Source organism: Micromonospora sp. AMSO12t, from assembly GCF_008806585.1.
Classification (GTDB): domain Bacteria; phylum Actinomycetota; class Actinomycetes; order Mycobacteriales; family Micromonosporaceae; genus Micromonospora; species Micromonospora reichwaldensis.
Genome location: NZ_WAAS01000022.1, coordinates 1 through 23,805, shown reverse-complemented (window position 1 = coordinate 23,805; position 23,805 = coordinate 1). Strand labels below are relative to the sequence as shown.

Below are 23,805 nucleotides of genomic sequence, written 5' to 3'. Positions count from 1 at the left end.
TCGACGCTTGCTATGCAACGAGTTGCATAGCAGGATGGCGGGCATGGCGCTCGAACACGCGATCCTGGTCTCCCTGCTCGAACGGCCGGGCTCCGGCTACGAGCTGGCCCGGCGTTTCGAGCGCTCCATCGGCCGCTTCTGGACGGCCACCCACCAGCAGATCTACCGGGTGCTGAAGCGGATGGAGGCCGACGGCTGGGTCACCGCCGAGGAGATCGGCCAGGAGGGCCGCCCCGACAAGCGGTCCTTCTCGGTGGCGCCGGCCGGCCGGTCCGCGCTGGTGGACTGGCTGCGCGCGCCCGTCCAACCCGAGGCGGTCCGGCACGAACTGGCCGTCAAGATCCGCGGGGCCGCCTTCGACGACGCCGCCGGCCGCGCCGCGCTCGTCGCCGAGGTCGAGCGCTACCGCGCCACCCACGAGGAGACGCTCGCCCGCTACCTGGCCGGCGAGCGGCGCGACTTCCCCGACGCCGCCGCGCCCGACGCCGCAGCGGCGCTCCAGCACGTCGTACTGCGCGGCGGCATCGAGTACGAGCGGATGGTGCTCGCCTGGCTCGACGACGTGCTGGCCACCCTGCGCACCCTGGACGACTGACCCACCCCACCGAAGGGAGTCCCGTCATGGCGGACTCGCTCCTGCTCGACCCGCACAGCTACGACCCCACCCACCTCGACGACACCTCCCGCCGGCTGCTGCGGGCCACCGTCGACTGGTTCGAGGGCCGGGGGAAGGAGGCGCTGCTCGACTCCTACGACCGGCACGAGTGGTACGCCGACTTCCTGGACTTCGCCGCGAAGGAGGGGCTGTTCGCCGCCTTCTGCACGCCGGCCGCTGACGGGGGAGGGGACCCGGCGAGGCGCTGGGACACCGCGCGCAACGCCGCGCTCAGCGAGATCCTCGGCTTCTACGGCCTCGGCTACTGGTACACCTGGCAGGTCACGGTGCTCGGCCTCGGCCCGGTCTGGCAGAGCGACAACGCCGCCGCGCGGGCCCGCGCCGCCGGGCTGCTCGCCGACGGCCACGTGATGGCGTTTGGCCTCTCCGAGCGCGCCCACGGCGCGGACATCTACTCCACCGACATGATGCTCACCCCCGACGGCGACGGCGGGTTCCGCGCCACCGGCGCCAAGTACTACATCGGCAACGGCAACGTCGCCGGACTGGTCTCCGTCTTCGGCCGCCGCGCCGACGTCGAGGGACCGGACGGCTACGTCTTCTTCGCCGCCGACAGCCGCCATCCCGACTACCACCTGGTCCGCAACGTGGTGAACGCACAGATGTACGTCAGCGAGTTCCGCCTCGAGGACTACCCGGTGCGCCCCGAGGACGTGCTGCACACCGGGCGGGCCGCGTTCGACGCCGCGCTCAACACCGTCAACGTGGGCAAGTTCAACCTCTGCACCGCCTCGATCGGCATCTGCGAGCACGCCATGTACGAGGCCGTGACCCACGCCCACAACCGGGTCCTCTACGGCCGGCGGGTCACCGACTTCCCGCACGTGCGGCGCGAGCTGACCGACGCGTACGCGCGCCTGGTCGCGATGAAGCTGTTCAGCGACCGCGCCGTCGACTACTTCCGCTCGGCGGGCCCGGACGACCGCCGCTACCTGCTGTTCAACCCGATGACCAAGATGAAGGTCACCACCGAGGGCGAGCGGGTCGTCGACCTGCTCTGGGACGTCATCGCCGCCAAGGGCTTCGAGGCGGACACCTACTTCGACAAGGCCGCCAAGGACATCCGCGGGCTGCCCAAGCTCGAAGGAACGGTGCACGTCAACCTCACACTGATCATGAAGTTCATGGCCAACTACCTGTTCCACCCGGCCGAACACCCGCCGGTGCCGACCCGGCACGACGCCGCCGACGACGAGTTCCTCTTCCGGCAGGGCCCGGCCCGGGGCCTCGGCACGATCCGGTTCCACGACTGGCGCGCCGCCTACGACGCCCACGCCGAGGTGCCCAACGTCGCCCGCTTCCGCGAGCAGGCCGACGGCTTCTGCGCGCTGCTGGCCGCCCACGCCCCGAGCGAGGAGCAGCAGCGCGACCTCGACTTCCTGCTCGCCCTCGGCCAGCTCTTCGCGCTGATCGTCTACGGCCACCTGATCCTGGAGCAGGCCGAGCTGACCGGCCTGGACCGCGACGTGCTCGACGAGATATTCGACGTCCTGGTCCGCGACTTCTCCGCGTACGCCATCGACCTGCACGGCCGGGCGGCGACCACTGGGGAGCAGGCCGCCTGGGCGCTGGCGCACGTCCGCCGGCCCGTGGCGGACCCGGGGCGCACGGCGCGGATGTGGGCGCGGGTGGCGGCGCTCAGCGGCGCGTACGAGATGCGCCCCTGACGCTGCGGGCCGTGGCGGCCGACGGCCGGCTGCCCGGCGCGGGACGGTCGGCCGCCGCCGGTCACCACCCGGCACCGGGTCGGCCGGCCGTCACCACCCGGTGCCGGGTCAGCCGGCCGTGACCACCTGGTTCGCCGGCTGCGGCGCCGGCGCCTCGGCCGGGGCCCGCCCGCCGTCGCCGGGGGCGGTCGCCGCCGCGTCGTCGCTGCCCTCCGGGGCCGCGTCGTCGGCGGGGCGCACCGCCACCGGCACCGGCCGGTCCGGCCTCGGCCGGGCCGCGACCTGCGGGTACTCGGCGGTCTCCGCGCCGCCCGTGGCGGCCGCCATGACCGCCGCCGCGGCCAGGTCGGCGACCCGCTTCGCCTCCCGCTTGACCCGGGCGCGGACCTCCTTGGCGTGCTGCTCGGCGGAGTCCGCAGCCCGGCGCGCCTCGTCGAGGCGGCGCAGCTCGTCGGTCAGCTCCTGCCGGGTCTCGGCGAGGCGCTGCTGCACCTCGACGAACTCGTGCTCGACGCCCGCGCTCTCCTGCCGCGCCTGGGCCAGCTGCTGCTGGGCGGCGTCCAGCTCGGACTGCATCCGCGCCAGCGCCTCCCGCCGGTCCCGGATGCCCTGCTGCGTCGCGGCGAGCTGCTGCTGGTGGGTCGCGGCCTGCTCGTCCACGTGCTGGCGGACCTTGGCCGCGTACTGCTGGGCCTCCGCGATCAGCGTCGCGATCTCCTGCTCGGCCGCCGTACGCTGGGCGCCGAGCTCCCGCTCGGCGGACGCGAGCTGCTCGGCGATCTCCTGCTCGGCGGCGGCCCGCCGGTCGTTGATCTCCCGCTCCACGCCGGCCTGCCACTGGCCCAGCTCCTGCTGGGTCTTCGCGCGCGCCGCCTGCACCTCCTGCTGGATCTGGGCGCGGGCCGAGGCCAGGAACGCCTCGGACTCGACGCGGGCCTGCTCGACCTGCTGGGCGGTCTGCTCGTCGATCCGCTTCGCCTCCTGCACCGCGTGGTCGTGGGCCGCCTCGCCCGCCGTCCGCAGCCGTTCCGCCGCCTCCCGGATCCTGGCCAGCTCGGCCTGGGCGTTGGCGCGGCGTTCCTCGTGTTCCCGGTCGTGCTCGTCGCGCCGCGCGGCCGCCTCCTCCGTCAGCTCACGCAGCGTCGTGGTGGCCTGCTCGCGGGCCTCGGCGAGCACCCGCTCCGCCTCGGCCTCGAGTTCGGCGGCCCGCTGCCCGGCGGCGTCGGTGATGGCCCCGGCCTGCTTCTCGGCCAGGGCCAGGATCTGGTCGACCATCGGACCGAGGTCGCGGAAGGACGCCCGGTCCGGCTGCGCCGGCCGGTCCCGCAGCTCGGTCGCCTCCGCGCGCAGCCGGTGCACCTCGATGGTCAGCTCCCGCAGCTGGGTCGAGGCCCGTTCCCGCTCCGCGGCCCGCGCCGACCGTTCGCCGTCGACCTGCTCGACGTAGCGGTCCACCTGCCGCTTGTCGTAGCCGCGCAGCGCGAGGTCGAAGCTCGGCCGCGAGGCCGCGTCCTCGCGTGCCGCGAACGGGTCGTCGCCGTGGGACATGCATCCTCCTCCGTACGATCGCGAGCGCCGCGCCGGCGGGAGAGCCGCCCCACGGGCCGTGCTGAGGCGCCACGCTACCGTCGCGGCCGCACGCCCCCGCGAAAAGGGTGACCACATGCGACGGCCCCGCGGGACCGGATGGTCCGCGGGGCCGCCGCCGCCCTGGTGGGGGGCTGTCGCTTCCTGGCTCTCGCCCTGCCCACCGTCGCCGATGCCGTACGTGCAGGTCTGTTGCAGCCCGCCCGGCCACCGCCCCGGGGGTGACGGTCGGCCCGACCGCCACCCCCGGGTCCGGCTCAGGGGTTGATCCGACCGGCGCCGGCCCCGGCGGTCACGGCCGCCTTGACCCCGCTCGCGTCGTCGAGCCGGTACGGGTAGGGAATGGGGGCGACGTCCCCGGCGCTCTCCGGCGCGCCCGAGTTGGTGAAGATGTTGTTGCGCTGGACCAGGTCACCCGGGTCCGACTCGGCGTAGCCGACGGCGGTCGGGCGGGTCACGTTCTCGAAGTGGTTGCCCTCGACCAGCACCCCGGCGCCCATCGTGGACGCCACGCCGTAGTCCGCGCCGTAGTAGTAGTTGTTGAACACGTGCACCGGGTCACCGAACCGGACGCGCGGGTGGCGCTCCTTGCTCCCGTCAAACCAGTTGTGGTGGTAGGTGACCCGCAGGTGGCCGATGTCGGCCGTGTGCCCGTCGTCGTGGCCGAGCAGCATGCTCTTGGTGTGGTTCGTGACCCGGTTCCACGAGACGGTGACGAAGTCGGAGGCCCGTTTGACGTCCACCGCGCCGTCGTAGCCGCCGTCGAACGTGTTGTGGTCGATCCAGACGTTGCGCGAGCCCTGCACGTTGATCGCGTCGTCGTCCCAGCCCCGGAAGGTCAGGTTGCGGACGATGACGTTGCTCGCGCCGCTGATGTTCAGCCCGTTGTCCAGCGTCGCGGTGCCCACGCCGAGCACGGTCTTGTTGCTGCGCACGTCGTTCATCTTGTCGGGCATGGTCAGCGACCCGGTGACCCGGATGACCAGCGGTGACGAGGACTCCAGGGCGTCGGCGAGCGCCTGGCCGTCGGAGACGGTGACGGTCTGGCCGCCGGCCCCGCCGGTGGTGCCGCCGTTCTGGGTCGCCCAGCCGACCAGGTCCCCGGCCGGCGGCAAGGTCGGCGTCGGGGTCGGCGTCGGGGTCGGCGCCGGGGTGCTCGGCGGCGGGGTGGTCGGGTTGCCGGGCAGGCCGACCCGGCCGACCCCGGCCTGCGCCGTGACCACGGCCTTCATGTCGCAGGCCGTGCCCACGGTGTACGCGTACGGCGGGTTGGTCACGCTGCCGCCGGTCTGCCCGGCGCCGGAGTTGACCAGGCAGTTGTTCCTGGCGACCAGTCGGCCGTCGCCGGAGGAGCCCTCCGCCAGGTGGTACGGGTCGTCGACGTTCTCGAAGTGGTTGCCCTCGACGACGACCCCGGCGTTCTCGGTGGACGCGACGCCGTAGTTGCCGGTGTTCAGGTAGTAGTTGTTGTAGACGTGCACCTGGTCGCCGAAGCGCACGCGCGGGTTGCGCTGGTTGGTGTTGTCGAAGAAGTTGTGGTGGTAGGTGACCTTCAGCCGGCCGGTGTCCTGGGCGGCGTTGCCGTCGTCGTGGCCGAGCAGCATGTTCTTGTCGGTGCCGTCGGCGTGGTTGTAGGAGACCGTCACGTACGACGAGCCGCGCTTGATGTCGACGCCGCCGTCCGCCCCGGTGGTCCAGGTGTTGTGGTCGATCCAGACGTGGTGGGAGAACATCTGCACGTTGATCGCGTCGTCCGCCCAGTTCCGGAAGTTGAGGTTCCGGACGATCACGTTGTGCACGGCGTTGGCGGGCGGCGCGGTGACCGCGTTGTCGATCGGCAGGCCGATGTTCAGGCCGCCGCCGGTGAACCCGGAGTTGGCGCCGACGCCGACGATCGTCTTGTCCGAGGTGACCTCGTGCATCGGGCCGGGCAGCGCGATCATCCCGCTGACCTGGATGATCTTCGGCCCGCTCGATGCCGCCTCGGTGACGAACTGGCTGGCGGTCGAGACCGTGACGGTGGGGCCGCCCGCGCCGCCGGTGGTGCCGTTCTGGCCCCACGCGTCGACCGAGGCCCAGCCGTCGGCCACGTTGGTGCCGGGGTTGCCCGGGTCGCCGGTCGGCGACGGCGTCGGGTTGGTCGGCGTCGGCGTGGGGCCGGCGCCACCCGAGTCGACCCGCACGTCGTCGAAGTCGGCGCTGGCGTAGAACGTCGCGACGCCGATCCGGCCGCTGGCGTACGAGGTGTCGGTCGCCTCGGCGAGCAGGGCGCCGTTCACGTACCCCTTGAGCGAGCCGCCGGCGACGTCCAGCCGCACGGTGTAGGTCGTCCCGGTGCCGACCGGCAGGGCGGCGGTGTCCAGCGTGGTGGCGGAGCCGCCGGTCAGCCGCTTGAGCTCGACGGTGTTGTTGCTGCGCAGCGCGAGGTAGTAGTAGCTGGTGCTGCTCTGCACCCGGGCGAGCAGCGCGACGAACCGGTTCGATCCGTTGAACGCCGTCGGCCGGACGGTCGTCTGGACGGAGTAGTCCGTCCAGCTCGACGTGCCGGCCAGCGAGCGGGCGTCGCTGCTGGTGCCGCCCTGTCGCAGCGCCCGCGCGCTGTCGCCGGTCACCGACCAGCTTCCGCCGGAGGCCGTCCAGCCGGACGAGTTGCCGTCGGAGAAGTCGTCGGAGAAGAGCGTGTCGGCGTGGGCCGTGGCGGCCATGCCGACGGTGAGGGCGACCGCGAGGAACGCGGCCCCGATCGCGGTGAGGAACCCTCGGCGGTGCCTCCGCCGACGAGTGTCGGAGTGGTGCACGGGACCTCCCTGGTGGTGATCAAATGATCGATGAACATCGATCCCTGAGGGTGTGGTGCGCCGTGGACCGCCGGGCCGATGCCCGGCGCCGAACCGCGCCCGGCGGTCCGCGGAGGGGCGGTCAGTAGGGGAGCTTGCCGGTGCCGGCGCCGGCCGTGACGACGGACTTCACGGTGGCCGGCTCGGTCAGGGTGTACGGGTAGAACGTGCGCGGCTCCTGGACGGTGCCGCCCGCGTCGCCGGGCTCGCTGGTGCCGGCGAGCACGTTGTCGCGGGCGATCATGCGGCCCCGGTCCCCGGAGTAGCTGATCGACCAGGGCACCTCGACGTCCTCGAAGTAGTTGCCCTCGACCACGCAGCCGGAGTCGAGTTGGCAGGCCACCCCGACGTCGGTGTTGTAGACGAAGTAGTTGTTGAACACGTGCACGGGATCGCCGTAGCGGACCCGGGGGTTGCGCTGCGGCGTGCGGTCGAACCAGTTGTGGTGGTACGTGACCTTGAGGTTGCCGACGTCCTGGGCGGCGTTGCGGTCGTCGTGGCCGAGCAGCATGTTCTTCGTGTGGTGGTGGGTGTGGTTCCAGGACACGGTGACGTAGCTGGACCCGCGCTTGACGTCGATCAGGCCGTCGTAGCCGTACGCCAGGTCGTTGTGGTCGATCCACACGTGGTGCGAGAACATCTGCACGTTGATCGCGTCGTCGACGGTGTTGCGGAAGTTCAGGTTCCGCACGATCACGTTGTGCACGGCGTTCGCCGGCGGGCTGGTCGCGTCGCTGACCGGCAGGCCGATGTTCAGCCCGCCGCCGGTGATGCCGGAGTTCGCGCCGACGCCGACGATCGTCTTGTCCGAGGTGACGTCGTGCATCGGGCCGGGCAGCGCGATCATCCCGTCCACCCGCACGGTCAGCGGGCCGGCCGTGCCGATCGCGGCGAGGAGCTCGGCGGCCGTGTCCACCGTGACGGTCGGGCCGCCGGCCCCGCCGGTGGTGCCGTTCTGGCCGAGCGCGTGCACCGAGGCGAAACCGATCGGCGGGGCGCCCGGATCGATCGGGGGCCCGGTCGGCGGCAGGGTGGGCCCGCCGGTCGGCGTGGCCGTGGGCGGGGCGCCGGTGGCCGTGTCCACCTGGACGTCGTCGAAGGTGGCGCTCGCGTACGAGGTGGCCAGGCCGGTCCGTCCCGCGGCGAACGCGCCGTCGGTGGCCTGCACCCGCAGCGTGCCGTCGACGTAGCCGCGCAGCGAGCTGCCGACCGCCTCCAGCCGCAGCGTCGCCCAGCTGCCGACGGCGATCCCGGCGGGGGCGGAGCCCAGCGACACCGGGTCGCCGCCGGCGCGGCGGATCAGCTGCACGCCACCGCTCGCGGTCACCACCAGGGCGTAGTAGCTGCTGCTGCTCTGCGCCCGGGCGATCACCCCGGCGTGCCGGTTCGCCCCGCCGAAGCCCGTCGGCCGGACCCGGGCCTGCACCCCGTAGTCGGTCCAGGTACCCGCGCCGGCCAGGGCCCGGGCGTCGCTGCTGGTGCCGGACTGCCGGTAGGCGTACGAGCCGTCGGTCACCACCGACCAGCTGCCGCCGGAGCGGGACCACCCGTCGGCCGCGCCGTCGGAGAACGTGTCGCTGAACAGGGTGTCGGCGTGCGCCGACGAGGTGGTCGCGAGCACCGTGCCGACGGCCAGGGCGCCGGCGGTGAGCGCCGCGCCGAGCAGCCTCGGTGTGCGCGTCCGGGAGCGGGGTGTCCGGTTCATGGTGCACCTCCTGGTGGTGGGGGGGTGTGCATCGGTGGGCCGCCGCGCTGAGCGCCGGACGCGGCGGCCCACCGGCCGTCCGGCCGCCGCGCACCACGGCGCGGCGGCCGGCGTCCTAGAGGAGCAGCCGGTCCGCGCCGGCCAGCGCTCCGACGACCGCCGGCACCGCGGGCGCCGGCAGCACCGGACCGCGGCGCAGGGTCGGCGTCCAGCCGGCGTCCGGGGCCAGGTCCGGCTCGTGCGCCGCGTTGTACGCGCCCACCAGGTCGACCGGGCGGGCCCGGTCCCCGGCGGCGCGGACCCAGTTGCCCCGGGTGGTGACGGCGGTGCCGCCCCAGTCGTAGAGCAGGGTGTCGGCCGTGACGCCGGCGCCGAGAGTGAAGAAGTTGTTCTCGGCGACCACGGCGGACTGCACCCCGACGCCGATCGCGTACTCGAAGCCGTCGCCGGCCAGCCGGTAGTGGTTGTTCCACACGTCGACCTGGCCGAAGCGCACCCGGGGCAGCCGCTGGAGCACCCCGTCGAAGAGGTTGTGGTGCAGGCTCACCTTCAGCCGCCCGACGTCCGGGCCGACGGTGTTGGACGAGCCGATCAGCATGACCTTGTCCCGCCCGACGAACCGGTTGTACGAGACGGTCACCAGGCTCGCGGTGTGCGTGACGTCCACCGACCCGTCGTGCACCTGGTACGGCCGGCCGAGGTGCACCGGCTGGCCGCTGTCCGGGTTGTCGCCGTCGGTGAAGGTGTTGTGGTCGATCCAGACGTGCTCGCTGCGGCGCACCGAGATCTGGTCGTACTGGGAGTTCCAGTTGCCGGCGTCGCCGTCGGTGGGGGACCAGGCGGGGAAGCAGTCCCGGGCGTCGTCGAAGGTCAGGTTCCGCACGATGGTGTTGTGCGCGCCGTCGAGCATCAGCGTCAGGCCGGTCAGCCGGGCGCCGCGCAGGCCGACGATCGTGGTGTTCGGGCCGACGTTGATCTGGGTCTGCCGGGTCTGGTTCGTCACGGAGCGCACCCGCGCGGCCTCCAGCGGCCCGCTCGGCGCGACCCGTCCCCAGACCGTCGGGTCGTACGCCGCGAGGTACGCGGCCAGCGAGTACTCCGGGTCGGCGAGGTCGGCGCAGTCGAGGACGCTCCCGTCGGGTCCCTCGAACCCGTCGACCTCGCCCCTGACGTAGATGATCTTCGGGGTGGCGTTGCCCCGGTTGGTGGTGTTGTCGCCGCCGAGGGCCGCGACCAGCTCGGCCCGGCTGGAGACCACGTGCACCTGCTCCGGGGTCGCCGCCGCGCCGCCGGTGGTGCCGGTTCCCTCAGCCGCCCAGCCGTCCCCGGCCGGCAGCGCCTGCCGGCCGAGGTGCCGGGCGGCCCAGGAGAGCCCACCGGTCGTGGCGGCCGCGCCGCCCGGAGCCGGAGCGGCGGCGCCGTCCGGGGCCGGGGCCGCCGCCGCGCTCCCGGATGTCGCCGCGAGCGCGACGGCGATCGTCGCCGCGCCCAGTGTCTGCTTCCACATCTATCGGACCACCTGTTCGTCGCCTGTTTGATATGTGGCAACGGTAGGTTTCGCGATTTATGCGAGTCAATGACAAACGTGTGCAGAAGTGTTGCAACTGATCAAATCCGCCAGTATCGCCCCGGCCGCCCTCGGTCGGGTTGACGCCCCTATATCCGATATGGACCCGCGTCAGGCGGGCGGTTCAGTTGCAGTGCGTTGCGGTCCCTCCTGCCTGGTCAGGTCCGTGCGGTGCGGCGCTACCGCCCACGGCACCGCCAGCTCCGACAGCAGCGCCCCCTCCTCGGCCGCCCGGCGCAGCAGCCGGTTGATCCCGCGCACCGTCAGCACCCGCTGCGGGCCGTCGCCCGTGGCGGTGACGAGGTCGCCGCCCAGCGGCGCCGGCTCGGGCGCGGTCGTGACGGCCTCCAGCACCGCGGTGAACGGGGCGGTCCGCGCCAGGGGCGCGATCAGCGGCACCGCCGGGTCGGCGCGGTGGGCGAGGAGGTTCTCCAGCAGCCCGCGCCGGCCCGGCACCTCGCGTGCGCCGGCGTCGCCGGGCAGCAGCAACCGGTCGGTCGGGTACTCCAGCACGGCCCGGCCGGCGGTGCCCGTCACGATCACCTCCCCGGCGACGAAGTCCTCCCCGGCCAGGGTCACCGCCGCGACGATCGGCGGTCCCGAACGGGACGACACCCGCAGGGTCGCCGTGTCGTCCACCTCGATCGGCCGGACCCGGTAGCGCTCCACCTCGATCCGCGCGGGGACCACCGGCCCGTCCCCGGCGGCGGCCTCGGCGACCGCCAGGCACTGCATGACCGCGTGCGCCAGCGGGTTGGCCAGGGCACCGTCCAGCACCGGCCGGCCGTGCAGCGTCCGCCGACCGGCCCACGGCGCCCGCGCGTAGTAGGCGTCGGAACGCTGCCAGGACGCCACCGTCGCGATGCCGGTGACGGTACCGAGCCGTCCGGCCCGGACCGCGTCGGTCAGTGCCGTCAGCGCCGCCGAGCCGAGCGCCTGGAAGCCCACCTGGCACGCCCGGCCCGTCGCGGCGAGGGCGTCGGCCAGCTCCCGGTGCTCGGCGGTGGACAGCACCGGCGGCTTCTCCAACAGCAGGTCGGCGCCCGCGGCGAGCACGTCCAGGGCGATCGGCAGATGGGTGTGCGGTGGGGTGCAGACCACCACCACGTCCGGCCGGGCCGCCCGCAGCATCTCCCGGTGGTCGGCGTGGACCAGGGTGCCGTCGGGCACCGGTGCCGCCGGCTCGTCCTCGATCGGACGTACGTCGACCAGGGCGACCAGCCGCAGCCGCCCGGCGGCGTGCAGTGGGGCGACGACCCGTCGGTGCCAGCGCCCGTGCCCGTTGGCCCCGACGATCGCGACCCTCGGCACGGCGCTGGCCCGTCCCGGTGGCGCCCCCTCGGCGGCGGCCGTCACCGGGCGCCCGCCAGCGTCGCGGCCACCCCGTGCCGTTGCAGGGCGGTCAGCCACCCGGTCACCTCGGCGCGTACGTCGTCGTCCTCGGCCACCTCGGCGGGGAAGACCTCGCGCAGCGCGAACACCGCGTCGACGGCACCCGCCGGGGTCTTCGCTCCGGCGGCGAGCGCGGCGCGGATCTCCTCGGCGAGCGGGTCGGCCAGCGGCAGGGGACTGCCGTCGTCGGCGTGGCCCTGCGCGAAGCGCAGCCAGGCGGCCACCACCAGCGTGGCCCAGTGCGCCGACCGGCCCGCGGCCCGCAGGTCGGCGATGGTGTGCAGGATCCGCTGCGGCAGCTTCTGCGAGCCGTCCAGGGCCACCTGGAGGGTGCGGTGGTGGATCGCCGGGTTGGCGAACCGGGTCAGCACCTCCTCGCCGTACGCGACGACCGAGACGCCCTCGGGCGGGTCGAAGCTGGCCGCCACGTCCTCGGCGACCAGGTGCCGCAGCACCGTGGTCAGGTGCGGCAGGGCCAGCGCGTCGGCGATGGTCTCCCGGCCGGCCAGCGCACCCAGGTAGGCGGCGGCCGAGTGCACGCCGTTGAGGGCGCGCAGCTTCAGCCGCTCCCAGGATCCCGCGTCGGCGGTGAGCACCGCGCCGGCCCGCTCCCAGGCCGGCCGGCCGCCCGGGAAGTCGTCCTCGATCACCCACTGCCGGTACGGCTCGGCGACCACCGCCGCCAGGTCGGATACCCCCAGGGCCCGCTCCGCGTCGGCGAGGGTCTGCGCCGTGCTGGCCGGCACGATCCGGTCGACCATGGTGCCGGGGAAGCTGACCTGCTCCCGCACCCAGCCGGCCAGCGGCTCCGGCACCCCCGCGTACGCCACCGACTGCTCGACCAGGCCGCGCAGCCGGCGGCCGTTCGCGGGCAGGTTGTCGCAGCTGACCAGGGCCAACGGCGGGCCCTGCGCGGCGGCGCGGGCGAGCAGCCCGCGCAGCAGCAGGCCCGGGACGGTGACCGGCGCCCGGTCGGTGCGCAGGTCGGCGGCGACCTCCGGGTCGGGCCGCAGCCGGCCGGTCACCGGGTCGAGCTGGTACGCCTTCTCCGTCACCGTGAGGGTGACCACCCGGATCGCCGGGTCGGCCAGCAGCGCCACCACGGCGGCGGGGTCACCGGCGGCGTGCCGGGTCCCGGCCAGCGCGCCGACGACCCGGGTGTGGCACCCCTCGGCGCTGGTGGTGGTGACGCTGAACAGGTTGTCCTGCGCGGCCAGCGTCGTCGCCACGTCGGGGTTGCGTGGCGCCACGCCGACGATGCCCCAGTCGCCCCCGGCGTGCGCCATCGCCTCCTCGGTGTAGACCGCCTGGTGGGCGCGGTGGAACGCGCCCAGCCCGAGGTGCACGATCCCCGCCGGCGCGCTGCCCGGGCGGATCAGCGGGCGGCTCTCCGTCGGCAGCCGGCGTAGCGTCCCGAGACCGAGCCGGGCGGCGCCGGTCATCGCCACACCGGTCCGTCGGGGAAACGGAACTCGGCGATCGACTCCGGCTTCATCGTGGAGCTGTAGCCGGGCGCCTGCGGCAGCAGGTAGCGCCCCTCGCGGGTGCGCACCGGGTCGACGAAGTGCTCGTGCAGGTGGTCGACGTACTCGACCATCCGGCCGTCGAGGCTGGTGCCGACCCGCAGGTAGTCGAAGACCGCCAGGTGCTGGACGTACTCGCACAGACCCACGCCGCCGGAGTGCGGGCAGATCGGCACCCCGAACTTCGCCGCCATCAGGATCTCGGCGAGGACCTCGTTGACGCCGCCGACCCGGCAGGCGTCGATCTGCATCACGCCGATCGCCTCGGCTTGGAGCAGCTGCTTGAAGATGACCCGGTTGGCGGCCACCTCACCGGTGGCGACCCGGCACCGGCCGTCGGTCAGGCCGGTCACCGCCCGCGCGATCCGGGCGTGCCCGAGGATGTCGTCGGCGTGCGTCGGCTCCTCGATCCAGTACGGGTCCACCTCCGCCAGGGCCGCCATGTTGGTGATCGCCTCGTCGACGTCCCAGACCTGGTTGGCGTCCATCATCAGCAGCGCGTCCGGGCCGATCTCCTCCCGGATGATCCGCGCCCGCCGCAGGTCGTCGGCCGGCAACCCGCCGACCTTCATCTTCATCGCCCGCCACCCCTCGGCGTACGCCTGCCGGGTCAGCGCCCGGACCTTGTCGTCGGGGTAGCCCAGCCAGCCCACCGAGGTGGTGTACGACGGGAACCCGTCGCGCTCCAGCCCGGCCCGGCGCTCGTCCAGTCCGACCAGTCCCTTGTCGAGGATGGCCGCCGCCTCGTCCGGGGTGAGGGCGTCGGTGATGTGGTGGAAGTCGATGCTGGCCACCAGCTCCTCGGTGGGCAGCTCGGCGAGCAGCTGCCACAACGGCTTGCCGGCCAGCTTGGCCCGCAGGTCCCAGACCGCGTTGACCAGGGCGCCGGTGGCCATGTGGATGACCCCCTTCTCCGGGCCCAGCCAGCGCAGCTGCACGTCGGCGCTCAGCGAGCGCCAGAACGCCACCGGGTCGGCGAAGATCTCCTCCACGGTCCGGCCCCGCACGTGGTGGGCGAGGGCCTCGATCGCGGCGCAGGTCAGCTCGTTGCCGCGACCGTTGGTGAAGGTGAACCCGGCCCCGGTGACGCCGGCGTCGGTGCGCAGCTCGACGTAGCTGGCCGAGTAGTCACCCCGGTTGATCGCGTCCGAGCCGTCGCCCGCGGCGGCGGTCGGGAACCGCACGTCGTGCACGTCGACGGCGGTGACGGTGACACTCACAGGACATTCTCTCCGATCTTGAAGACCTTCTTCGGCAGCCGGTACGCCAGGTCGACGATGGTCTCGGCCGCCTCGTCCTCGTCGAGGCGGTGCTCGGTGACCAGCCGGGCCAGGTAGGCGGCGTCGACCCGGCGGGCCACGTCGTGGCGTACCGGGATGGAGCAGAACGCGCGGGTGTCGTCGACGAACCCGGCGGTGTTGTAGAAGCCCGCGGACTCGGTGACCGACTCGCGGAACCGGCGCAGCACCTCGGGCGAGTCCAGGAACCACCACGGCGCGCCGAGGTACAGGGCGGCGTACCCGCCCGCCAGGGGGGCGAGTTCCCGGCTGAAGGTGTACTCGTCGAGGGTGTAGAGCACCACCCGCAGCCGCGGGTCGTTGCCGTACGCGTCCAGCAGCGGGGTCAGCGCGTGCAGGTACTCGGTGGCCTGCGGCAGGTCGCCGCCGACGTCGCGGCCGTGCCGCGCGTACAGCCAGCGGTTGTGGTTGCGCACCGAGCCGGGGTGCAGCTGCATGACGAGGCCGTCGTCCAGCGACATCCGGGCGAACTCCAGCAGCATGTGCGCCCGGAACGTCTCCGCGTCGGCCGCGTCGGCGACCCCGCGCAGGCCCTTGTCGTAGAGGCGCGCGGCCTCGTCCGCGCCCAGCGCCAGGGTGCGCGCGGTGGGGTGGCCGTGGTCGGTGCAGGTGGCGCCGGCCGCGATGAAGGCCGTCCGCCGCCGGCGCAGCGCCGCCAGGTAGCCGGCGTACGTGCCGGTGTCCTCGCCGGTGATCTCGCCGAGCTGCGCGACGTTGTCCGCCCAGCCGTCGAACTCCATGTCGGCCACGTTGTCCGGCCGGAACGTGGTGATCACCCGGCCGCCCGGCCCGCCCCAGCCGTCGGCGGCGAGCTTGGCGTGCTGCCCGAGGTCGTCCAGCGGCGACTCGGTGGTGGCGAGCACCTCGATGCCGAACCGCTCGAACAGCGCCCGGGGCCGGAACTCCGGCTCGGCGAGCCGGGCCGCGAGCTCGTCGTAGACGGCGTCGGCGGTGGCCGGGGAGAGCGGGGTGCGCACCCCGAACACGTCGCGGAAGGTCTGCTCCAGCCAGAGCCGGGAGGGGGTGCCCCGGAACAGGTGCCAGTGCGCGGCGAAGCGTCGCCAGATGGTGCGCCCGTCGGGCTCCGTGGGGCTGCCGTCGACGGTGGGCACGCCCAGGTCGGCCGGGGGGACGCCCTGGCTGAGCAGCATCCGGGTGAGGTAGTGGTCGGGCACGATGAGCAGCCGCGCCGGGTCCGGGAAGGGGCGGTCCTCGGCCAGGATCGCCGGGTCGACGTGCCCGTGCGGGGAGATGATCGGCTGGGGCGCGGCCAGCGCGTACAGCCGACGGGCCACCGCGCGTTGCGCGGGGTCGGCGGGGAAGAGCAGGTCGGTCGTGGGCACGGGTGGGGCTCCTCGGAGGGTGTTCGTGGCTCAGGAGAGGTCGAGCAGGTCGGCGACCCGGACCGGGGCGCCGGTGGTGAAGGAGCGGTTCGCGGCCAGCCCGGTGAGCAGGGCGAGGGCGCCGTCGCGGGCAGTCGCCGCCCGCCCCATCGGGTCCGGCTCGCCGGCGATCAGGACCCGGGCCATCCGGGCGTCGGCGCCGCCGTGCCCGGAGCGGGTGTGCCCGGTGACGGGTACGACCTGCGGCGGCGCCCAGAACGGCCGCAGGGTCAGCGTGGCGGAGCCGGCCTCGGCGGCGGCCTCGTCGCCGTGCAGCGCCGCGCCCTTGAGCGCACCGGCGGACGCCGGGCTGACGTGGTCGCTCTCCACGACCTCCAGCTCCAGGCGGCCCCGGCTGCCGTTGACCATCACCCGGTAGCCCTCGTAGGGGGCGTACGCGGTGAGGTGGTAGGTCATCGTCGCGCCGGTGGAGTAGCGGGCGAGCACCGCCATGTCGTCCTCGATGTCCACGCCCGGGGCGAAGACGTTGCGGTCGCGCTGGTAGCCGTCCTCGGCCTCGGCGTCGAGGTAGAGCTCGCGCAGTTTCGGGTGCGCGTCGAGCCGCAGCGCGAACGGGTCGTCGTCGGCGGCGGGGGAGCCGTGCGCCCGCTCGTAGTCGCGGGCGTAGCCGTGCCGGTGGCCGGCCTCGCCGTAGAAGAACAGCCGGCCGGTGGCGTACACCTCGACGGGGGTGGCGTCCAGCCACCAGTTGACCAGGTCGAAGTGGTGGCCGGCCTTGTGCACCATCAGCCCGCCGGAGTGCGCCTTGTCGCGGTGCCAGCGGCGGAAGTAGTCGGCGCCGTGCCGCACGTCGAGCAGCCACTCGAAGTGCACCGAGCCCACCTCGCCGATCGCGCCGTCGGCGAGCATCTCGCGCAGCTTCTCGTGCAGGGGGTTGTAGCGGTAGTTGAACGCCACCCGCACCTGCCGCCCGGTGTCGGCGACCGCGTCGAGGATCTGCCGGCAGCCGGCCGCGTCCACGGTCATCGGCTTCTCGGTGATGACGTCGCAGCCGGCCCGCAACGCCGTGTCGACGTGCGCGGCGTGGGTGTCGTCCACGCTCGTCACCACCAGCACGTCGACGCGCTCCTTGGCGAGCATGACGGCCAGGTCCTCGGCCCGGTACGTCGGCACCGGCGGGTGGCCCAGCTCGCCGAGCCACCGGTTGTGGGCGTCCATGCGGGCCTGGTTGACGTCGGCGAACGCGACGAGTTCGGCGGTGTCGGCGTGGTCGCGCACCAGCGCCCGGACGAACATCTCGGCCCGGGACCCGGTGCCCACCAGGGCGTGTCGGACCCGTTGACCGGTGCTGGACGACATGTCGACCGCCTCCCGTGTTGCTGCAAAGGTTTGCAGCGAAATAACCACGCGCCGCGCGGCGGCGTCAACGATCGATGCCAAACCGGCGGCATAGATCCGTTTTGATAGGCATTTGAGCACATGGTGGGAGCGTGGCCGAAACGCATCTGTAACCATCGGCCGTTGACACCGGCACAACCGTTTGCATTAATTGGCGGCACCTGACGTGACCCCAGCCACACTGGACGAAGGGCCCCGCCGTGCCAGCCACCATCCGAGACGTCGCCCGGGCCTCCGGCGTGCACATCTCCACGGTCTCCCGCACGTTCTCGGCCCCGCACCTGGTCAACCCGGAGACCCGGGGCCGGGTGCTGGCCTGCGCCGAGGAGCTCGGCTACCGGCCCAACCGCGCCGCCCGCGCCCTGATCACCGGCCGTACGCACAACGTCGGCCTGATCATCGCGGACATCGCCAACCCGTTCTTCCCGCCGCTGATCAAGGCGGCGGAGAGTCAGGCCCGCCAACGCGACTACCACGTGTTCGTGGCCGACACCAACGAGGACCCGATCGCCGAGGAGGAGCTGGTCCACGCCCTCGCGAAGCAGGTGGACGGGGTGCTGCTGTGCAGCCCGCGGATGAGCAACAGCATGATCGAGCAGCTCAGCCGCGAGGTGCCGCTGGTGGTGATAAACCGGCAGGTCGCCGGCCTGCCGTGCGTCACCATGGACGTCGGGCAGGGCGCCCGGTCGGCCATCGAGCACCTGCTCGGCCTCGGCCACCGACGGATCGCGCTGCTCAGCGGGCCGCGCGGCTCGTGGACCAGCCGGGAGATCCGCCGGGCGGCCGGCGTCGCGGCGCGGGCCGGCGGCGCCGAGTTCACCGTCCTCGGGCCCAACCAGCCCACCGAGATTGGCGGCGCGGCCCTCGCCGAGCAGGTCCGCCGCAGCGAGGCCACGGCGGTCCTCGCCTACAACGACCTGATGGCGATCGGCCTGATCGAAGGGCTCGACGCCGTCGGGATGCGCGTCCCACAGGACGTGAGCGTCGTCGGCATCGACGACATCGCCCTGAGCCGGCTCACCCGGCCCAAGTTGACGACGGTGGCCACGCCCAACGCGGCCGCCGGCCGGACGGCCGTCGACATGCTCCTGCAACACGACACCGTCGCCGCCCGTGGCTCACGCGGCGGTCGGGGTGTCACGAGCGACGACCGTCGTACCACCGCACAGGTAATGCTCCAGACCGAACTGGTCATCCGCGACTCGACCGCCGCCGCGCCGGCAGACGGTCGGAACCGCCCCGACGCCGAGTTGGTCGTCCCGGGCCCGCATCGCCTTGCGGGCCCGGGTCGCCCGACCGCGGCCACCGGTGGCGTCGTCGCCTCCTAACGCCAAGGAGTGAGCGCACATGCACCCCGCAACGCCCCCCACCACTGGCACGCAGGCCGTGCCCGTTCACCGTACCCCCGTCCGCCGACGGCGGTTGATCCGCGGCCTGCTCGCCACGGTCGTCGCCCTGCCCCTGGTCCTCGGTGCCGCCGCCTGCGGCGGCGACGACGAGGCCAGCACCGACCCGAACGCCCCGGTCAAGCTCTCGGTCTTCTGGTGGGGCGGTGAGGCCCGGGCGAAACTGACCGAGGAGGCCCTCGCCCTCTACACCAAGAAGCACCCGAACGTCACGTTCGAGAAGACCTGGCAGGCCAACCAGGGCTACTTCGACAAGCTGGCCACTCTCACGGCCGGCGGCAACCCGCCGGACCTCTTCCAGATCGACGACAACTACCTGGCCGAGTACGCCTCGCGCAGCACCACCCTCGACCTGACGTCGTACAAGGACTCCGGCGACCTCGACGTGTCGAAGTTCCCCAAGAGCCTCTGGCAGTACGGCGTCGTCGACGGCAAGCTCGCCGGCGTGGCCGCGGGGGAGAACACCCAGGGCCTGGTCTACAACAAGACGCTGCTGACCAAGAACGGCCTGCCCGAGCCGACCACGGGGATGAGCTGGGAGGAGCACATCGCCTGGGCCGAGCAGGTGGCGAAGAAGACCAAGGTGCCCGGCACCCAGGACCCGAGCGCCGACTACAAGGCGTTCTGGGTGTGGCTGCGCCAGCAGGGCAAGGACCTCTACAAGGGCAAGGAGCTCGGCTTCACCGCCGAGGACGTGACGAAGTGGTTCGACCTGTGGAAGGGAGCCCGGGACCGGGGCGCCACCCCGACCCCCGACGTCATCCACGAGGGCAACGCCACCGACATCACCAAGCAGCTCGTGGTCACCGGCAAGGCCGGCACCAGCTGGGTCTGGGTCAACCAGATGCCGGAGCTGAAGAAGAACACCAAGGACGAGCTGGGCGTCATCGCCTACCCCGGTGACCCGAGCGCCCAGTGGGCCCGCGCCTCCATGTACTGGTCGGTGTTCAAGGGCAGCAAGCACAAGGACGTCGCGGTCGACGTGATCAACTTCCTGGCCAACGACCCCGAGGCGGTCAAGATCCTCGGCACCGACCGCGGCCTGCCGTCGAACCTGGACCTGCGCCGGGTGGTCAGCGACGACGTCACCGACCCGGCGATGAAGCAGTCGATCCAGGTCGAGTCCGACCTGGCGGAGAAGTTCGGCGAGGCGCCGCAGGTCCCGCTCAAGGGGCACAGCAAGGTCCGCTCCGAGCTGATCAAGGCCGCCGAGAACGCCCAGTACGGCCGGATCAGCTCCGCCCAGGCGGCGGAGCAGTTCATCGCCGCCTGCAAGACCGCCATCGCCTGACCCTGACGCTACCGAGAGGAACCGGCTCGTGGCCCTGACCACGGCGCCCGGTCCGACCCGACGACGTACCGGATCCGTCCCGACCCCCGCCGGCAGGCGCGGGGTCGGGCGGTCCCGGCACGGTGACGGTCTGGCCGGCTACGTCTTCCTGTCGCCCTGGCTGCTCGGCCTGCTGGCCGTCACGGCGATACCCATGCTCCTGTCGCTCTACCTGAGCTTCACCAACTACGACATCCTCACCCCCTTCTCCGAGGTGGAGTGGGTCGGGCTCGCCAACTACGAGCGGATGTTCACCGCCGACCCGTCGTACTGGCACTCGGTGCGGGTGACGCTCACCTTCGCCCTGATCGCCGTGCCGCTGAAGCTGGCGGCCGCCCTCGGGGTGGCCCTGCTGCTCAATCGCGCCTGGCGCGGCGTCGGGCTGTTCCGCGGCCTGTTCTACCTGCCGTCACTGCTCGGCGGCAGCGTCGCGCTGGCCATCGTCTGGGTGAACATGTTCAACCGCGAGGGCGCGTTCAACTCGCTGCTGGGCGTCTTCGGCATCGAGGGCAAGCCGTGGGTCAACGACCCCGACTGGGCGCTGGAAACCCTCATGGTGCTCGCCATCTGGCAGTTCGGCGCGCCCATGGTGATCTTCCTGGCCGGCCTCAAGCAGGTGCCCACCGAGCTCTACGAGGCGGCCTCCGTCGACGGCGCCGGCAAGTGGCGGCAGTTCGTCGCCGTCACCCTGCCGATGCTCTCGCCGGTGATCTTCTTCAACCTGGTGCTGGAGACCATCAACGGCTTCCAGGGCTTCACCGCCGCGTTCGTGCTCAGCAACGGCACCGGCGGCCCCGTCGACTCCACCCTGATGTACACGCTGAACCTCTACATCACGGGCTTCACCAACCTGGAGATGGGCTACGCCTCGGCGATGGCCTGGGTCTTCCTGCTCGCCATCGCGATCATCACCGCGATCTTCTTCAGCACCGGGCGGTTCTGGGTGCACTACTCGGACGGGGAGGACCGGTGACCGCGACGGCAACCCCGACGGCAACCCCGGCGACGACCGGCCCGCGCGGCCCGCGCCGGGCCAGCGGCGGCGGGCAGGCCGTGCGCCTGCTCATCCTGATCGCGATCGTCGCGGTCGTGCTCTACCCGCTCTTCTGGATGATCGGTACGTCCCTGAAGAGCCAGGAGGAGATCGTCAACAACATCGGCCTGCTGCCGAACGAGTTCACCCCCGGCAACTACGCCGACGGCTGGACCAACTTCGACTTCAGCTTCGGCCGGTTCTTCCTCAACAGCGCGATGGTCAGCCTGCTGACCGTGGTCGGCAACGGCGTCTCCTGCCTGCTCGCCGCGTACGCCTTCGCGCGGCTGCGGTTCCGGCTGCGGGGCGTCTGGTTCGCCGTCATGATCGGGACGCTCCTGCTGCCCGGGCACGTGCTGATCGTGCCGCAGTACATCCTGTTCCGCAGCCTGGGCCTGGTGGGCGGCGAGTGGCCGTACCTGCCGCTGCTGATCCCGCAGTTCCTGGCCACCGAGGCGTTCTTCGTCTTCCTGATGGTGCAGTTCATGCGGGGCATCCCGCGCGAGCTCGACGAGGCCGCCAAGATCGACGGCGCGAACGCCTTCGGCATCTTCCGGCACGTGATCCTGCCGCTGAGCCGGCCGGCGCTGGTCACCACGGCGATCTTCTCGTTCATCTGGACCTGGAACGACTTCTTCCGGCAGCTCGTCTTCCTCTCCGACCTCGAGGACTACACCGTGCCGGTGGCGCTGACCCTGTTCATCGACTCGACGAGCCAGAGCGCCGTCGGACCGATGTTCGCCATGTCGGTGCTGTCGCTGCTGCCGGTGTTCCTGTTCTTCGTGGCCTTCCAGCGGATGCTGGTGGAGGGCATCAACACGAGCGGACTCAAGGGATGAGGCCGCACCGGGACGACGGGCCGGACCGCGAGGACGGGCCGGCCCGCCGCGACTGGCGGGACGTGCTCACCGACGCCACGGACCTGGCCGTGCTCGGCATCGTCCTGACCCTGGCGGCGCTGCCGGTGCTCACCGCGGCGGCGGCCGTCGCCGCCGCGAGCGCGGCGGTGCACGACCGGTACACCGTCGGTTCCTGGCCCTCCGCACGGGAGAACCTGACCCGGTACGGCCGCGCACTGCTGCCCGGCGCCGGGGTGAGCGTGCTGACGCTCGCCGCCTTCGGGCTGCTCGCCGTGAACGTCGCCGCGCTGGCCGGTGGCCGGGTCCCCGGCGGGGCACCGCTGCTCCTGGTCACCGTCGTGCTGGCCGCCGCCCTGGCCGGGTACGCCGCGCTTGTGGTGGTGGAGGTCGGCCGCCGTGGTGGCCGCGGCTGGCGGGAGGCCGCCGGTGCCGCCGCCGGCGCCTGCCGCGCCCGCCCGGGCACCTGGGCCGCCGCCGGCGGGGTCAGCGCCGTCGCGGCGCTGCTCGCCGTCCTGGTCATTCCGGTCGCGGTGCCCATCCTCGCCGGGTACGTGGTCGCCGCCCTGCACGCCGTCGCGCGGCGGACCGTGCCCGCCCCGGTGGGACAGTCGTGACGGGCGGCGACCGGCGGGCCGGCGTGACCGAGAACGATCGGCAGCTCAGCGTCGACGACGTGCCGGTGGCCCGGTACGTCGTCGACCCGGCGATCGACCCCCGGCACGGCCCCCGCCCGTACCTGCACCCCGTGCGGACCCTCGGCGGGACCGTGGTCACCGACGCGTTCCCGGCCGACCACGTCTGGCACCTCGGCGCGTCCCTGGCCGTGCAGGACGTCGACGGCACCAACCTCTGGGGTGGGCGCACCTACGTCCGCGACACCGGCTACACGTGGCGCGACGACCACGGCCGCATCGCGCACACCCGCTGGGAGACCCGTGACCCGCAACGGCTCGCGCACCAGCTGGAGTGGCGGGACCGGGACGGGGCGGTGCTGCTCACCGAGCGGCGGGAGCTGGCCGCGCAGCGGGTCGGCGAGCGGGCCTGGGCCCTCGACGTGGGGTACACGCTGACCGCCCCCGCCGACCGGGACGTCGCCCTGGGCAGCCCGGCGACCAACGGACGCCCGGGTGGCGCCGGCTACGGCGGCTTCTTCTGGCGGGCGGTCAGCGCGACACCCGCCCGGGTGTGCACTGCCACCGCCGAGGGGGAGGACGCGGTCAACGGCAGCGACGCGCCGTGGCTGGCCTTCGCCGGCACCGGGCCGGACGGGGCCGCGTACACGCTCGTGCTGGCCGGGCTCGCGGAGGGCGACCGCTGGTTCGTCCGCACCGCGATGTACCCGGGGGTCTGCGTGGCGTTCGCCTTCGACCGGCCCAGGGTGATCACCGCGGGTACGAGTCGCACCGGGCGGCACCGCGTGGTCGTCGCCGACGGCACGCTCGACCAGGCGACGGCCGCCGCGTTGGCCGCCGGCGGGACGGTGTGACGCGGCCCTCCCACCCCGGATTTGACGATCTTGTCGGGCGGGCGTAACTTTCTCTCTGCCAGCGCGGAACGGACGAACAGGGTGAAAGCCCTGGCGAGGCCGGAGCGCGGTGAGACCATCGGTCCGGGTGGGGTTCTCCCACCGGGGCCGGCACGGGCGGTGCCCCGGATCCGTCGCGAGGCGGATTTGGCGAGGCGGAACCGACCGGGTAAGGTTCACGGCCGGCAGGGATCCGGGCGAGCTCGCGGGAAACCGCGAAGCGGCCGGTCTGCCGAACTTCCCGAAAATCGTCGGCGAGAGTCGACGTAATCGGGATGCCCGGAAATCGGGTTGAAGTGGTGCGGATCGCTACGAAGCGGTTTGACACGGCGGAAACCACCGGGTAACGTAGTAAAAGTGCCCGGCGCGGAAAGCGGCGGACGCGGTGAACGAAATGCCCCGGGTCGGGTGCTCCACGGTGTGGGGTTTCTGGGCGGTGTGTGGTTGTTCTTTGAGAACTCAACAGGGTGCTTGATAAGCCAGTGCCAATTATGATTTATACCCCGGACTGGCAGACCATTTATGGTTTGTTGGTCTTGGATTCCTTTGGCAACACTTTTTGTTGTCGGGACAGTTTTTCAACAAGTTTTTGTTGGAGAGTTTGATCCTGGCTCAGGACGAACGCTGGCGGCGTGCTTAACACATGCAAGTCGAGCGG

The 23,805-nt window shown here is 72.7% G+C and carries 17 protein-coding genes and 1 rRNA gene; 9 read left to right on the top strand and 9 right to left on the bottom strand.

Annotation, left to right across the window (positions count from 1 at the left end; translation table 11 throughout):
- Window positions 1-43 precede the first annotated feature (43 nt).
- Entirely contained in the window at window positions 44-595 is a 552-nt protein-coding gene (locus tag F6X68_RS05615) for a PadR family transcriptional regulator (RefSeq protein ID WP_151453261.1), read from the top strand.
- Between the two features lie 26 nt (window positions 596-621).
- A complete protein-coding gene (locus tag F6X68_RS05610; protein ID WP_151453260.1) occupies window positions 622-2,343 on the top strand; it encodes an acyl-CoA dehydrogenase family protein in 1,722 nt (573 codons plus the stop codon).
- A 108-nt stretch (window positions 2,344-2,451) separates the two neighbouring features.
- On the opposite strand, the gene F6X68_RS05605 is transcribed toward F6X68_RS05610, so the two are convergent.
- The 9 genes from F6X68_RS05605 to F6X68_RS05565 form a co-directional block, all read right to left on the bottom strand.
- A complete protein-coding gene (locus tag F6X68_RS05605; RefSeq protein WP_151453259.1) occupies window positions 2,452-3,891 on the bottom strand; it encodes a hypothetical protein in 1,440 nt (479 codons plus the stop codon).
- 296 nt (window positions 3,892-4,187) lie between these two features.
- Complete coding sequence (locus F6X68_RS34055) at window positions 4,188-6,728, bottom strand: polysaccharide lyase family 1 protein (protein ID WP_225852007.1); 2,541 nt, start codon at window positions 6,726-6,728, stop codon at window positions 4,188-4,190.
- 121 nt (window positions 6,729-6,849) lie between these two features.
- On the bottom strand, window positions 6,850-8,472 hold the full coding sequence (locus tag F6X68_RS05595; protein WP_151453258.1) for a polysaccharide lyase family 1 protein: 1,623 nt from the start codon (window positions 8,470-8,472) through the stop codon (window positions 6,850-6,852).
- A gap of 115 nt (window positions 8,473-8,587) precedes the next feature.
- Complete coding sequence (locus tag F6X68_RS05590) at window positions 8,588-9,979, bottom strand: polysaccharide lyase family 1 protein (protein ID WP_151453257.1); 1,392 nt, start codon at window positions 9,977-9,979, stop codon at window positions 8,588-8,590.
- A gap of 171 nt (window positions 9,980-10,150) precedes the next feature.
- A complete protein-coding gene (locus F6X68_RS05585) occupies window positions 10,151-11,350 on the bottom strand; it encodes a Gfo/Idh/MocA family protein (protein WP_151453277.1) in 1,200 nt (399 codons plus the stop codon).
- 41 nt (window positions 11,351-11,391) lie between these two features.
- Complete coding sequence (locus F6X68_RS05580) at window positions 11,392-12,873, bottom strand: mannitol dehydrogenase family protein (protein WP_370518910.1); 1,482 nt, start codon at window positions 12,871-12,873, stop codon at window positions 11,392-11,394.
- Window positions 12,870-14,174, bottom strand: coding sequence for an enolase C-terminal domain-like protein (locus F6X68_RS05575; RefSeq protein WP_151453255.1), 1,305 nt, complete (start codon window positions 14,172-14,174; stop codon window positions 12,870-12,872). Before F6X68_RS05575 ends, F6X68_RS05580 begins: the two co-directional genes overlap by 4 nt.
- Window positions 14,171-15,595: a glucuronate isomerase gene (gene uxaC / locus F6X68_RS05570; RefSeq protein WP_151453254.1), complete on the bottom strand. Its 1,425-nt coding sequence runs from the start codon at window positions 15,593-15,595 to the stop codon at window positions 14,171-14,173. The genes F6X68_RS05575 and uxaC overlap by 4 nt, the downstream gene beginning before the upstream one ends.
- Before the next feature lie 30 nt (window positions 15,596-15,625).
- Window positions 15,626-16,954 carry a Gfo/Idh/MocA family protein gene (locus tag F6X68_RS05565; RefSeq protein ID WP_151453253.1) on the bottom strand — a complete coding sequence of 443 codons (1,329 nt, stop codon included), beginning with the start codon at window positions 16,952-16,954 and terminating at the stop codon, window positions 15,626-15,628.
- A 239-nt stretch (window positions 16,955-17,193) separates the two neighbouring features.
- Between F6X68_RS05565 and F6X68_RS05560 the strand changes: the two genes are divergently transcribed.
- The 7 genes from F6X68_RS05560 to F6X68_RS05530 form a co-directional block, all read left to right on the top strand.
- Window positions 17,194-18,321, top strand: a complete 1,128-nt coding sequence (locus tag F6X68_RS05560; protein WP_151453252.1) for a LacI family DNA-binding transcriptional regulator — start codon at window positions 17,194-17,196, stop codon at window positions 18,319-18,321.
- Between the two features lie 19 nt (window positions 18,322-18,340).
- Window positions 18,341-19,690 (top strand): ABC transporter substrate-binding protein, encoded by a 1,350-nt coding sequence (locus F6X68_RS05555; protein WP_151453251.1) that lies wholly within the window; start codon window positions 18,341-18,343, stop codon window positions 19,688-19,690.
- 28 nt (window positions 19,691-19,718) lie between these two features.
- Window positions 19,719-20,702, top strand: coding sequence for a carbohydrate ABC transporter permease (locus tag F6X68_RS05550; RefSeq protein WP_151453250.1), 984 nt, complete (start codon window positions 19,719-19,721; stop codon window positions 20,700-20,702).
- 137 nt (window positions 20,703-20,839) lie between these two features.
- Window positions 20,840-21,601 (top strand): carbohydrate ABC transporter permease, encoded by a 762-nt coding sequence (locus tag F6X68_RS05545; protein ID WP_132238380.1) that lies wholly within the window; start codon window positions 20,840-20,842, stop codon window positions 21,599-21,601.
- The gene (locus F6X68_RS05540) at window positions 21,598-22,236 is read left to right on the top strand and encodes a hypothetical protein (protein WP_151453249.1); all 639 of its coding nucleotides are present in this window, start codon (window positions 21,598-21,600) and stop codon (window positions 22,234-22,236) included. Before F6X68_RS05545 ends, F6X68_RS05540 begins: the two co-directional genes overlap by 4 nt.
- Before the next feature lie 23 nt (window positions 22,237-22,259).
- Window positions 22,260-23,108 (top strand): PmoA family protein, encoded by an 849-nt coding sequence (locus F6X68_RS05535; protein ID WP_151453248.1) that lies wholly within the window; start codon window positions 22,260-22,262, stop codon window positions 23,106-23,108.
- 628 nt (window positions 23,109-23,736) lie between these two features.
- Window positions 23,737-23,805, top strand: a 16S ribosomal RNA gene (locus F6X68_RS05530); the annotation flags it as partial.